Annotated in this window: 8 protein-coding genes and 1 pseudogene; 6 read left to right on the forward strand and 3 right to left on the reverse strand. The window is 32.1% G+C overall.

Going from position 1 to position 13,848, the window contains the following annotated elements; all coding sequences use genetic code 11:
- Positions 1-360: 360 nt before the first annotated feature.
- Both IGQ45_06340 and IGQ45_06345 read left to right on the forward strand, forming a co-directional pair.
- Positions 361-2,583 carry a GAF domain-containing protein gene (locus tag IGQ45_06340; protein ID MBF2056834.1) on the forward strand — a complete coding sequence of 741 codons (2,223 nt, stop codon included), beginning with the start codon at positions 361-363 and terminating at the stop codon, positions 2,581-2,583.
- Positions 2,584-2,765: 182 nt separating this feature from the next.
- The gene (locus IGQ45_06345) at positions 2,766-3,362 is read left to right on the forward strand and encodes an aminoacyl-tRNA hydrolase (protein ID MBF2056835.1); all 597 of its coding nucleotides are present in this window, start codon (positions 2,766-2,768) and stop codon (positions 3,360-3,362) included.
- 361 nt (positions 3,363-3,723) lie between these two features.
- Here the strand turns inward: IGQ45_06345 and IGQ45_06350 are convergent, their stop codons facing one another.
- Both IGQ45_06350 and IGQ45_06355 read right to left on the reverse strand, forming a co-directional pair.
- On the reverse strand, positions 3,724-4,017 hold the full coding sequence (locus tag IGQ45_06350; GenBank protein MBF2056836.1) for a 2Fe-2S iron-sulfur cluster binding domain-containing protein: 294 nt from the start codon (positions 4,015-4,017) through the stop codon (positions 3,724-3,726).
- 292 nt (positions 4,018-4,309) lie between these two features.
- Entirely contained in the window at positions 4,310-7,981 is a 3,672-nt protein-coding gene (locus tag IGQ45_06355; GenBank protein MBF2056837.1) for an EAL domain-containing protein, read from the reverse strand.
- A gap of 461 nt (positions 7,982-8,442) precedes the next feature.
- Between IGQ45_06355 and IGQ45_06360 the strand changes: the two genes are divergently transcribed.
- From IGQ45_06360 to IGQ45_06375, 4 genes and pseudogenes are all read left to right on the forward strand, one after another.
- Entirely contained in the window at positions 8,443-8,637 is a 195-nt protein-coding gene (locus IGQ45_06360) for a hypothetical protein (protein MBF2056838.1), read from the forward strand.
- Positions 8,638-9,510: 873 nt separating this feature from the next.
- A pseudogene (locus IGQ45_06365) lies at positions 9,511-11,164 on the forward strand (DDE-type integrase/transposase/recombinase).
- Positions 11,165-11,173: 9 nt separating this feature from the next.
- Entirely contained in the window at positions 11,174-12,001 is an 828-nt protein-coding gene (locus IGQ45_06370) for a TniB family NTP-binding protein (GenBank protein MBF2056839.1), read from the forward strand.
- Complete coding sequence (locus tag IGQ45_06375) at positions 11,998-12,468, forward strand: TniQ family protein (GenBank protein MBF2056840.1); 471 nt, start codon at positions 11,998-12,000, stop codon at positions 12,466-12,468. The genes IGQ45_06370 and IGQ45_06375 overlap by 4 nt, the downstream gene beginning before the upstream one ends.
- Positions 12,469-12,476: 8 nt before the next feature.
- Here the strand turns inward: IGQ45_06375 and IGQ45_06380 are convergent, their stop codons facing one another.
- The gene (locus IGQ45_06380; protein ID MBF2056841.1) at positions 12,477-13,829 is read right to left on the reverse strand and encodes a DNA double-strand break repair nuclease NurA; all 1,353 of its coding nucleotides are present in this window, start codon (positions 13,827-13,829) and stop codon (positions 12,477-12,479) included.
- Between the last annotated feature and the right edge of the window lie 19 nt (positions 13,830-13,848).

Raw genomic sequence — 13,848 nt, forward strand, 5'->3', positions numbered from 1 at the left:
TATGGGCTGTCGTCTAACGGCGAGTCGGTGAACCAAGAATCCCCCACTATAACCCGTAGGGTTTAGTGGTGGGAGTGTCAATCGTGATAGAGTAGTATTTGATTGATGCTATTTTTCGAGCAATTATGTCCGTTTGAACACCTATAAATCAATCAAAAATAATCTTAGTTCAATTTATTGAACGAGATATTATTAGCCGTGTAATTCATTACACGGTGGGTAAATTACTTGATATTATTCATTCTCCTGTTTTCTCAATCTTTAGAAAACATTACAGTTTGACGAAAAGCGAGGAATAGGATAGATGATGATAGTATGATCTAATTAAATTTAGCCACTTCATCATCATTTTATCTTGGCATGGCTAACAATCATCCCTCTTTAAACAAAACGATTATTTCCCATCAAATGTTGAGCAAATTACATCATCTCTGGCAACAAACTGCCGAGAATCAGGGAAGTGACCTTATTTTTCTTACTCAACAGCATCTCAACAGAAAAAAAGACATTTCTAATAATGGCTTAATTTTTCACAACTTCAATTTAATCCTGCATCCAGATTTACAGGCTTTACTATTTATTGATCGAGAAATCAGTAATTTCTATTATCAAATTACCATTAGTTTTGAACTTGACAAAATCGTTAGTTTTTATGAAATAATTAAGCCTTTCTTAAATTTAAGAACTAAAAAGAAAATTGATCATCATCTCGCTATTATCGATGTTGATAATTCTTTAAATCATGGTTTTATTCTTGAAGTTTTGAAAATTTTTAGCAATCCCTTAAATATTCAAGAGCAATCTATTAATGATCAAAATGATAATTCCCCCATTGAGGATATATTGCATAGTCGTCTGAAACAAGAAAATATATTACATAATTTAACTCAGCAAATTCAAGATAATTTAGAGTTAAAACAAATCATTCAAAATACTTTAGAAAATGTCAAAAATTTATTAGAAATAGACCGTTTATTAATTTATCAAGTTAATGTAACAAATACTGATAATAAATTAATCAATATTGTTACTTATGAAACAGAAGTATCAGCGCCCTTCACCTCAGTTTTAAACTATCAAGAAGATCGCTGTTTTGAAACATTACAAACCCTGCAAAAATACCAAGATGATTTTATTTTAATTATCAATGATATTGACGAGCAAAATTTAGAAAAATGTTTAACTGAAACCATGAAGAAAATGGCAGTTAAAGCAAAAATTGTCATACCAATTATCGTGAAACATGAGTTATGGGGTTTGTTAATTGCCCATGAATGTAATCAACCAAGAAAATGGCAAGAAAATGACATAAAATTTCTGAAGCACATCAGCGAATATTTAGCAGTAGCAGTCTATCAGTATAACTACTATCAACAATTAGAAGCACAAAAAAAAGCCTTAGAAAAACAAGTGGAAAAAAAGGCTAGAGAATTACAAGATGCTTTAATTTTAGCGGAAGTAGCTCAACAATCAAAAGCAGAGTTTTTAGGTAGTATTAGTCACGAACTAAGAACTCCTTTAACTTGTATAATTGGATTATCGGGAACTTTGTTACATTGGTCTAAAAATGATAATAGTAGCATTTTATCTCCTGAAAAAGAAACTAGATATTTAAAAATTATTCAAGAAAATGGTAGAAAATTACTGCAATTAATTAATAATATTCTTGATTTTGCTGAAATCGAATCAGGAAAATATTTACTTAATATTAAACCAATCTCTTTAGAAAATATCGCTCAAATGGTATTACTATATGGTTTAGAAATAGCCCGTAACAAAGGTGTTATGGTTAAACTAGATTATCGAGTCAGTAATGAAGAAGATTTGTTTTATGCAGACGGTGAAAGACTTTACCAAATTTTATTAAATCTCGTGGATAATGGTATTAAGTTTACGGGCGCTGGAGGAGAAGTTATTATAAAAATTTGGCGAGAAAATAATCAGGCTATTTTTCATATTGAAGATACAGGTATTGGTATTTATCCAGAACAAATACCTCTTTTATTTAACGAGTTTCAACAATTAGAAAATTATCGCACTCGTACCAATCCGGGTACTGGTTTAGGGTTAGCTTTAACTAAACATTTGGTAGAATTACATGGCGGTTTTATTGAGGTTGAATCCATGGTAGAAAAAGGTTCCGTTTTCACTGTTTATTTGCCTAATTCTGATGTTAACTCTATACTTTATCAACAAAATATAGAAAATGAACTTAAAGCAAGAAGTGATAATAAAACAGTAGTAATTATTTGTGAAGATGACGAAATTGGCACGGTTTTATGTGAGTTATTGACGGCGGCTGATTATCAAGTAATTTGGTTATTTGATGCCACAGAAGCGATGCAAAAAATTTCTTTAATTAATCCTAAAGTGATTATTTTAGAGCAAAATCAATTCACTTCTCTGAATTTGGCTTCGGATATTCAAACTCTTAATAACAATTTTCATTTGATAGTCATTAGAGATGAAATTAGCGGACAAGAGTGGAATAGTCTTTCTAAGTTAGGAGTTAATGAATATTTACTAAAGCCTTTACAACCAAGAATTTTGCTTAAAAAAGTTAATAAAGCCATGAGTTATTAAATCGGCTTTGGTGAGTTAAAAAAGTAAAAGTAAATTTAAAAATAGTTTGAACCACCATTAAATTTGCCTAACTTTTAAAAGACGGGGTTTTAAAGCGCGACCTGAACTGATTGCCCGGAATAGCGATACTTAAACAAAAAAAATAAGGTAAATTAAAAGTTGGCGTAATACAATTATCACAGATGGTTGAAGAAAACAAAAAATCTATCGTTATTCCTGATTTAATCGTAGGTTTGGGTAATCCTGAGCCAAAATATGACCACACTAGACATAATATTGGCTTTGCTGTGGTTGACTATTTGGCTGATAAATGGGGTTTTACTTGGCAGAAAAATAATAAATTTAATGCCTTATTTACTGAAGGATTCGCACCTAACCGCAAAAAAGTTCGCCTTGTTAAGCCCTTTACTTATATGAACAACTCTGGGCAATCGGTGCGCGCTGTCTTAGATTGGTACAAACTAACTCCTGAAACTTTGTTAGTGGTGTATGATGACATGGATTTGCCCTTAGGTAAGATTCGTTTGCGGCTATCAGGCTCGGCAGGGGGTCATAATGGTATGAAGTCGATTATTAGTCATGTGGGGGGGCAAAAATTTCCCCGTTGTCGCATTGGTATTGGTAAGTCTGGAGAAAAACAAGCTACTATCGGTCATGTTTTAGGTCGTTTTTCTAGTGAGGAAACCCCTGTTATTAACGACTTGATGGTTGTAGTGCGAGGGGCGCTGGAGCTTTCTCTCCATGACGGAGTGGAAAAAACTATGAGTTTGTATAATTAGGGTCTGCTGAAAAAGTGGAGTGGTGAGGGGAGGTGTCAGGCTTCGGGTCTCAGGTTTCAGGTGAAATGCTTATAAATCAAAGACTTTAGCCAAATAGTTATTTTTCATAAATTGCTAATTTGTCTCAATAATTTTCGATGGGAATGGAAAAAATAGAGTGTTTTTAGAGAAAAAATCAATTTATGACACTTTTTGTTGTGTAGAATAGACTTTAAACCTTTATTTGACAAGGGTTTTGATTTATTCAGCAGACCCTAAATAATGTTTTGTCACAGATTACCCCAGCATGATATAAAAACTAAAAAAGCAGTTAATAATCCCCAAAAAGGATAAATCAACTGCTTCGCAACGAGATAACTTATTAGTACAAATCTTCTTCTTTATGAGTTTCAATCTTACAGTCAGAAGTAGGATAAGCCACACAGGTTAAAACGTATCCAGCTTCAATTTGATCATCATCTAAGAAAGACTGATCAGATTGATCTACAGTACCAGAAACGATTTTACCAGCACAAGTAGAACAAGCACCAGCACGACAAGAGTAAGGCAAATCAATACCTTGTTCTTCGGCTACATCAAGGATATACTCATCATCGGGTACTTCGATAGTTTGTTCGCCGTCTTCGGTAACTAAGGTTACATTATAAGTTGCCATGTTTTTGTTTCCTTTAATAATAATTTGCTCTAATTATTGCCTACTGAATCAGTAAGCCTATTAAGAATAGTAAAGGATAAATGACATTATTTACCTACACATTAGTAATGAAATTGTTAATCCCAGAATAAATAAGATTAATTTATAATATAAAATCAAGTAGGATAGTTGAGTTTAAAACATTTATTTTTTTTATAATCCTTATCTAGTAAGGGTTTTATTCAAGAGCATTCTGTTATAATTACCTTTCCAATCATAATTAACTATATTAGTTAAACTTATTCAGTACACCCTAAATATGAAATAGATTGATGAGATTACCAGCGCCCGTCGCATCCACCGGCTTAGAATAAAGATACCCTTGACCGAAATCACAACCAATCCGTTTTAAAATTGTTTCTTGGGTTGTGGTTTCGATACCTTCAGCTACTACATCAAGGGAAAGATTATGTGCCAAAGCCACAATGGCTTCCACAATAGCATGACGATCATTTGTATTATTTAGAGGGGTAATGAAAGCGCGATCAATTTTGAGAGTATTAAAAGGTAAACGATGCAGATAACTTAGAGAAGAATAACCGGTGCCAAAATCATCGAGAGAAATTTTTAAATCTCTGGCTTGAATTTTATCTAATAAATTTTTAGCTACATTAAAATTATCCATCAAAATACTTTCGGTAATTTCTAATTTTAAATTAAGGGGATTCACTTCACTTTTGTTTAAAATTGAGTCCACTTTATCTAAAAAATGTTCGTCTAATAATTGTTTACTTGATACATTTACGGCAATAAATAAATTAAGGTCAGGATATTTTTGGTGCCAGAGGTGCGCCTGATGTGCTGCCGTATTTAAAATCCAATCTCCCAAAGGAATTATTAAACCATTTTCTTCAGCAATAGGAATAAATTTCACGGGAGAAATAAAGCCTAAATCTGGATGAAACCAGCGAACTAAAGCTTCAAATCCTGCAATATTATTTGTTTTTAAATTAATAATTGGTTGATAATATAATTCAAGAATACCATCACTTAGAGCTTTCCTTAATTGAGATTCTAATTTTAATTTATCCAATAATTGTTTATACATGATTGGTTTAAATATTTGATAACAATTTTTTCCTGCTTTTTTCGCTTGATTCATTGTTAAATCAGCATCTCTCAGCATTTCTTCAGGTTTTTGATACCCTAAAGATGCTATTAAAATTTCTTCTTTATTTTCATAATTAACAGAACTAAAAGTAACACCAATTGTTACGGAAGAAGCAAAATAATTATTATCTAATAAATGATTAGTATTACAAGCTGTGATAATATTTTGAGCAATTATTTCTCCTTGCTCATAAGAAGTTAAATCATCTAATAGCACTGCAAACTCATCACCGCTAATCCTTGCCAATGTGTCTTTTTCTTCAAGACAACTGATAATTTTATCGGCAATTATAATTAATAAGTCATCTCCAATATTGTGACCCAAACTATCATTAATTTTTTGGAAATTATCTATATCAATCAATAAGACGGCACATAACTTATTAGAGCTTTTATTACACTTCGTTAAAGTTTTCTCTAACCTTTCTAAAAATAAAAATCGGTTAGGTAATCCAGTTAATTTATCATATAATCTATCAAGTAAGATTTGTTCTTCCATATTCTTGACTTGGGAAATATCAATAATTTGTTGAATTAGTTGAACAGTTTGACCTTGATTATTTCTTAAAATACTTACGTCAACTATAGTGTAAATAACTGTACCATTACTAGCTAAATATCTTCTTTCTTGACTATACTTTCCTTGACTACTATTCAATATCTCTCTTACCAATAATTTATTTTTTTCTATATCATCAGGGTGATAAAAATTTTCTTGATTTTGATTAATTAAATCAGTAAAACTATAATTCAATAATTGGCAAACAGAATTATTAACCCTTTTAATAATTCCATTTTGATCCGTAATCATCATGCCGATGGGTGCTGAATCAAATATTAATCTCAATTCTTCTTCACTTTGCACCAAAGCCTTTTGAATTTCTTTTTGTTTGCTGATGTCAGTAATAATACCATCAATTCTAATCACCTTTTTCTGTTCATTGTAAATGACATAAGCTCGATCTCTTACATACTTTTCCTTACCATTGGGTAAAATTATTTTATATTCTAAATCATGATTATTTAGCATTTCATCAAACAAAGAAATACTTAAGATATTAGAATAAAGTGCTTTAACGTTTTCTTGCTGTTCAGAATGTACTAAATCAAGCCAAAAACAGCGTTTCTGAAAGAAAAATGATAACTCACATTCATATAAAACTTTGGCAGCATTATTTATATACATTAACTGTAAAGTTTGAGGATGGATAGACCAAATAACATCTTCCAAGGATGATAGAATATCATTTAATCTTTCTTGATTTTCTACTAAAGCAATATTGATATGTTCTTTTTCTAGTTCTTTTTCTTGAGCTAAAATAGTTCTACTAATATTTAAAGCAATAGCTTCAATTAAATGTTTTTGATAAATTAAATAGTGATCGGTTTTTTCCACACTAAAAAGGTGAATCGTACCATAAATTTCCTCACTGAGCCAAATGGGTGTCGCCAAATAGCTGGTAATACTTAAATTTTGTGAAATATTTTGTGAAGATAGTAAGCTAAAACTACTTGTTGATTCGTCATAAATTGTTTCTTGTCTTTTAGTTACTTCTTGGCTGAGTATATTAATTAAACAATATTGTTGATCAAAAAATAAATCATTATTAAATGTACAGTATTGGCTGACTATTTCAAATTGAGAAGTGGAAACTTCAACAATAATTCCTATTTGCATATTAAGAATATGACAAGCGTTTTTTAAGTAATAATTTAAGTTATTCTTTAAATCTTCTTCTAAGTTTTCTTTTAATTCATTGACAGCTTTTAGTTTTTTACTAAAGTTAGCTAGTTGTTTTGTTTTTTTGCTTAGTGCCTGTTCTAAATTATATTTTTTAGTAATATCATTTTGTACCCCAATAAAATGAGTTAAATCTCCTTTTTGATTATAAATTGGATTAATATATATCTCATTCCAAAAAAGTTCGCCATTTTTGCGATAATTTTTAACGACTGTACGACATTTATTCCCTGATTGAATTGCTTTTCTTAATTTTTTTACGCCATTTTGTTGATGCTCATTATTTTGAAGGAAACTACAATTCTTACCTAATGTTTCCTCTTTAGTATAACCAGTAATTATTTCAAAACCTTTATTAACATAAATTACAGGATTATGGGCTTGGGATGAATCGGTAATAACAATACCATTAAGGCTGGAATCAATAGCTTTTTCTAATAATTCTAAACTTTTATTTTTTTCTAAAGAGTAGGTAAAAATAGAAATTATATGTTTTATAAATTCAATTTTTAAATTATCAAAAAAATCATCTTCACTAATATAAAAGCTAAAAATTCCCCAAGGAGTAGAATAATTAACGTTATTTTCTTTTTCAACTAATAAATTAATAGTATTTTCTGTTAAAAATGGAGAATTTTTATCAAAACTAATATTTTTAATCCGTTGTGTAATATTCTCTGGGCTAATCTTTATTTGCGAGTATTCTATAGGAATATCATTAATTTGGTGATCTTGTATTCCTTGATGATATTTAAAATAGAATTGATTAAGACTAGGATTAAATTGCCAAAATTTAGCTTCACAAATTCCTAGCGTTTGACAAATTACCTCTATAATTTTTTCTTCTATTTCTTGCCCATCAGACTGTTTTTCTAAGTTATTGAAAATAGCCCTTTGATAAATTTTTATGGCTTCTAAATTTTGCTTTTCTTCCCGCTGTGATAGCAGTTGATAAGATTTTAAGTCTAACTGATGTTTTAAAATGAGATTTTTATCTCTTACTTTTTTTAAAAAATAAATTAATAAAATATTAGTAATTACTACAAAGAGACTAAATAACCAAAAAATTGTCATAGACCTTGAAAATGCTTGTTATCGGTAATTACCCATCATCGTTGTAATTACTTGTTTCCTTTATCTTATCAAAGTAGTGAACTTTCTCATGATGAAAAGATATTTTAGATCATTTGATAGTTTTATTAGCCTAAATTTATAGCTAAAGTTATTTGGGGTGTGATAAAAAATATTTGGTGAAGCTAACTGTAGGTAAAACAGAAGAGAAAAGAGTCTAAAATAACTATATATAAAAGATTTTAGCTTATTGACTATTGTTGATCAACTGTCAAGTTGCATGAATTTTTTTTGATGTAATAAGCAAAAATTAAATTTTCTATTAAAAACAACTTATCAATTTTCATCGTATTGATTAGAATAACTTTTCTTTTAATTATTAAATTATAGTTAAAAAACTTAACGAAAGTTAATACTTCTTGACAAAATATACTAGAATAGAGTCAAATTCATATTTTTTAGAAATGTTAATCCCTATTCTCGTCTTTGATGTAGCATTAGTGGCATGGTCATTACACTTAATGCAACAAGCCTTTAATCAAAGAGAATTTTCATTAATGTTAGCCGGTAGTTTGGTAGCGTTATCGGCGGCAGCGATGTTGGTGGTTTATTTCTTAGTGGAAAATTGTCTGACTTCTCTTACTAATACTTTAGTATAGATTCTTATTAGCTTATTTTTTTGTTAAACTAAGGCACAGACTTATTCAGGACTTATGCCAAAGACATAACAATAAAAGGAGATTTTAACTCTTTTCTTAGGTGATTCTCTGGCAAAGAATGTTTAATTCGATAAACAGTCTCACCTGTGGCGTAAGCAACCTGTTTTAATTTTGTCCACACACAAATAGTACAATTAATGTGATTTCTTTGAATTCTTGCTTTGCGACATTGACAAGATTCTATGACCGTTAATTAGAGTTATTGCAAAATAAAGGGAAAAAAATCTGAAAACTTTACTGTATATAGATTTGATTGATCTTGATATAAGAACAGCTGTAAGTCCTATGTTAAGAAGTTTTCGACTATTTTAGGACATTATTTCACAACAAGTCTAATCTTTTTGAAATCATACTGTTTTTCTTTTAAATCATTGAATATTTTTTGTACTAGATTCAAATTTGATGCCACAAAAAATAGATGCAGAGATGTGTTACCCAATACTTATCAAATTATCTAACTTGTTAAGACGATATTGATTCGTTGATGACCACAAATAGTATATTACTGCATAGTTAATGTGTACAGTAACACATTAAATGACATGGTAACAAATTAGTGTCATTTAAAATAAAGACTTCTGTAGCCCTTGTACAGTAAACATTATACTTAATATTATCCTAAAATCACGCTTAATTACTTCTGACATTAAATTAACAAATTAAGTGTCGTTTTCCAAGAAAATCACAAATTATGTGTCGCCTTCTGATTAGGCGATTTTTTTGTTGTAAAAGTGGGCATTAACAAATTATGTGTCATATAATAAGTATTAATCTACTATGTAGCTATAAAACAGTTATGTGAAACTTATTGCTATGGATGATCAATTTTCCGATGCACCCGAATTAATTACCCGACTTTCACCTGAAGAACAAAAAATTGCTGATGTCATTGAAGATTTACTTGAACCTTGCGATCGCAAAGCCTACGGAGAAAAGTTGAAACAGGCATCCATATCTTTGAATAAGTCAGTTCGCACTATCCAAAGATATGTCAAACAATGGGAAAAAGATGGTTTGCATGGCATCCCCCAAAATCGTCGAGCAGACAAGGGATCTTACAGAATTGATGAGCGATTACAAGACTTTATTATCAAGACCTACAGAGAGGGTAATAAAGGTAGTAAAAGAGTTACCGCCAAACAAGTTTATCTACGAGCAGTTTTTCAAGCTGAAAATTGGGGTACTAAACCACCTTCCCACATGACGGTTTATCGTATTCTCAATCCAATTATTGCTGAAAAAGACAATAAGAAGAGGGTTAGAAGTCCGGGGTGGAGAGGTACAAGGTTAGCTGTATCCACCAGAGCAGGGACAGATATTGATGTGGAGTATAGTAATCATGTTTGGCAATGTGACCATACCCGAGCTGATATTCTTCTCGTAGATCAATTTGGTCAATTATTGGGCAGACCTTGGTTAACCACAGTAATAGATACTTATTCTCGCTGTATTATGGGTATTAATCTTGGTTTTGATGCTCCTAAGTTCCCAAGTGCTTGCTTTGGCTCTACGTCACGCTATTTTGCCCAAAAGTTATAGTTCTGATTATGGACTACACGAGGATTGGGGAACTTATGGTAAGCCTGAGTATTTTTACACTGATGGCGGTAAAGATTTTCGTTCTAATCATCTCCAACAAATTAGTTTACAGCTAGGTTTTACTTGTCATTTACGCAGTCGCCCTAGTGAGGGTGGTGTGGTAGAACGTCCTTTTAAAACCTTGAACACGGAGGTATTTTCTACCTTACCCGGATATACAGGTGGTAATGTCCAAGAGCGTCCAGAGGATGCGGAAAAGGAAGCCTGTTTAACGTTGAAAGACTTGGAGAAACTGATTGTCCGCTACATTGTGGATAACTACAATCAACGTCTTGATGCTCGTATGGGAGAACAAACTCGTTTTATGCGTTGGGAAGCTGGATTACTTTCTGTGCCACATATTCTTTCTGAACGGGAGTTGGATATTTGTTTAATGAAACAGTCACGAAGAAGGGTACAAAAGGGTGGTCATCTCCAATTTGAAAATCTGATTTACAAGGGGGAATATTTGGGAGGTTATGAAGGAGAAACGATTATAATTCGTTATGACCCTAAGGATGTTACGGGTATTTTAGTATATCGTCGTGAAAATAATAAAGAGGTTTTTCTGACTCGTGCCTATGCTGTGGACTTGGAAAGTGAGTCTTTATCTTTGATAGATACGAAGGCTAGTGCTAAAAGAGTAAGAGACGCTGGAAAAAGTTTGAGTAATCGTAGCGTTTTGATGGAAGTAGAGGAACGCTCGAATTTTACGACTAGGAAAACAAGAAAACAACGACAGAAGGAAGAGCAAGAACGAGTCAAGCCCTCCATACCTTCCCCTGTCTTGAAAAAAACGGAACTAGAAGATGAGCCTTCTACTTTTTCTGATGATGATTGGGTGGAGGTTATTGATTATCAACAATTACAAGAAGATTTTGATTTTTAGGAGTTACTAATGAAAGCGGAGAATGTAGCAGAACAATTAGGTAACATTGATGTCCCTGAAGCAGATCTACAAAAGGAGATTAAAAGACTTGAAAGTAAAACAGTAGTTGGTTTAGAGCAGGTTGCGATTCTCCATGATTGGTTGGAAAGTAAGCGTCAATCGAAGCAGTCTTGTCGAGTAGTGGGGGAATCTCGCACGGGGAAAACTATTGCTTGTAATTCTTATCGTTTAAGACATAAGCCAACTCAAGAGAAGGGGAAACCTCCTCAAGTTCCAGTAATTTATTTACAAGTACCCCAAGAGTGTGGGGCAAAGGATTTATTTCGAGGAATCATAGAACATTTGAAGTATCAAATGACTAAGGGAACTGTGGCTGAAATCAGAAAAAGGACGATGACAGTATTGCAAGGATGTGGTGTAGAAATGATTATTTTTGATGAGGCAGATCGTTGTAAGCCAAAAACTTTTGCGGAGATTAGGGATATTTTTGATCATCTCAATATTGCGATTGTCCTTGTGGGAACGGATCGTTTGGATGCGGTAATCAAGAAGGATGAGCAGGTTTACAATCGTTTTCGTGCTTGTTATCGGTTTGGTAAGTTAGGGGGAGAAGAATTTAGTCGTACTGTCAATATTTGGGAGAAACAGGTTTTGAAGTTACCTGTGGCGTCCAATTTAACGAGTAAAAGAATGTTGAAGTTGATTGGGGAAGCAACTCAGGGTTATGTCGGTATTATGGATATGGTTTTGCGTGATGCGGCGATTCGTTCTCTCAAGAAAGGACTTAACAAGATTGATTATGACACTTTAAAGGAAGTTGTACAGGAGTATAAATGATGGAAATTCAGCCTTGGTGGTTTACGATCTCACCTTATGAGGATGAAAGTATCAGTCATTTTTTGGGAAGGTTTAGAAGGGAAAATACACTTACTGTCTCTGGTTTGGGTGAAATAACTGGTTTATATAGTGCGATCGCCCGTTGGGAAAAGTTTCGTTTTAATCCTTCTCCTTCCCTTGAGCAATTGGAGAAGTTGAGTGCAATCGTACAAGTGGACGTAGCAACCCTACAAAAAATGTGTCCTTCTGCACCCATGAAAATGAGTCCTATTCGTCTTTGTTCGGCTTGTTATGTTGAGAACCCTTACCATCGCATGAAATGGCAGTATAAGGAGATTTATAAGTGCGATCGGCATCAATTAAAACTTTTATCAGAATGCCCCCATTGTGGTGCTAGGTTTAAGATTCCTAGTCTATGGGTAAATGGTTGGTGTCACAGGTGTTTTACTCATTTTGGGGAGATGTAAATAAATAACTAGCCAGAAGAGTTTCTGGCAAATTTTGCAAGAATACTTTGACTAGGGTGAGCGGAAAGACTTACTAATTTATTAACTAAAGCGACAGGGAATAAAGCGGAATCATACATATCACAATGTAATTTTTCTACATTATTAAGTATTATTTGTAAATTAGGTAAATCGTTAATAGTTGGATTTTTCTTAAGTTCTCTGACGGGAACTGCAACAACATACATTTGTCCATTTCTCGTTTTAAAAATTACTTTATGTCCATAATAGCTAGTATTAGCATAAAGATGATCAGAGTCACTTGTCCTTGGTGAAATGTAACGGTAAATATAATCATCGCTTGGAATTAACACTTTTCCACGTTCTAATTTGTTTTGTATATCTTGAGCATGATCAACAAAAGCCCCACTTTTTTCCAATCCCGTTAACAAAATATTATGTTCATCTAAAAGCCAATTTACTAAATCTTGCATTGGATCATGAAGTCTAGCAGGTTGCCCAAAAAAGCCAGTTGAACCATCTTTAATAAATAAAACTTTTTTTAGCATTTCTGGCTTTTTATTACACAGTATTCTAATAATATGTATGATGATTAAATGTTCAATTACATTAACTAAATAACCTAAAATTCCTCCTGCACCTGTTTCTTCGTCAATAACTTCATGAAGTCTAAATATATCAGTTAAGTAAATTTTTCCACCAGTTTCAGGACAGTTAAAAGTATAATCTCGATTCATTTGTTCTTCTAATAAACGAACTTGATTACGGTCTGAACTTAATGGATTAGTTGCTAAATTATAAGATTTCTCTTTTTCAGTTCTTTTTCCTTGTTTATATCTCCGAAAAACAAACCAAGCCAAAGTATCTATTAAACTTTTATCTTCATCTAAATTACTTTTTTTAAAAAACTCATAGATTGCCTTTAATACAGTTTCTTTTAAAGTATTAGTATCTTTAAAACATAGATTACGAGTAGGTAAAGCTAATTTTAAACGTTGAATATTTTTTAATTTAGCCATATCTTTAGGATCAATAAAAGCTGATGAGTCTATTTCAGCTAGATCATCTAATTTGAAAAATAATGCTCCAAACTGTAAAAAATGGATACTTTGAGAAGGAAAATCTTTATTTAAAACTACTTCCGTATAACCGCCATCCACAGCAATAATAGACTCGACAGGATTATTTTCTGATGGTTTAAAATCTTCAATTAATTGTTCCATAGAAACTTCATCAACTTGAGGACGTTGTTCTATTCTTTGCATTACTGCTTGAACTTCAGGGTCATTGATAATATGATGATGCGAAGCTTTACTGGCACTTTCAAAAGGACGACGGTTATTTTTACTTGTATATCCCATAGTTTTAAACCTTATTTAT

This window comes from Cyanobacterium sp. T60_A2020_053 (assembly GCA_015272165.1).
Lineage (GTDB): Bacteria > Cyanobacteriota > Cyanobacteriia > Cyanobacteriales > Cyanobacteriaceae > Cyanobacterium.

Bases quoted from the DNA above. Each gene is read 5' to 3' on its own strand.
- IGQ45_06360 (MBF2056838.1), top strand. From the start codon at position 8,443: ATGTTAATCCCTATTCTCGTCTTTGATGTAGCATTAGTGGCATGGTCA.
- IGQ45_06380 (MBF2056841.1), bottom strand. From the start codon at position 13,829: ATGGGATATACAAGTAAAAATAACCGTCGTCCTTTTGAAAGTGCCAGT.
- IGQ45_06370 (MBF2056839.1), top strand. From the start codon at position 11,174: ATGAAAGCGGAGAATGTAGCAGAACAATTAGGTAACATTGATGTCCCT.
- IGQ45_06340 (MBF2056834.1), top strand. From the start codon at position 361: ATGGCTAACAATCATCCCTCTTTAAACAAAACGATTATTTCCCATCAA.
- IGQ45_06345 (MBF2056835.1), top strand. From the start codon at position 2,766: ATGGTTGAAGAAAACAAAAAATCTATCGTTATTCCTGATTTAATCGTA.
- IGQ45_06355 (MBF2056837.1), bottom strand. From the start codon at position 7,981: ATGACAATTTTTTGGTTATTTAGTCTCTTTGTAGTAATTACTAATATT.
- IGQ45_06350 (MBF2056836.1), bottom strand. From the start codon at position 4,017: ATGGCAACTTATAATGTAACCTTAGTTACCGAAGACGGCGAACAAACT.
- IGQ45_06375 (MBF2056840.1), top strand. From the start codon at position 11,998: ATGATGGAAATTCAGCCTTGGTGGTTTACGATCTCACCTTATGAGGAT.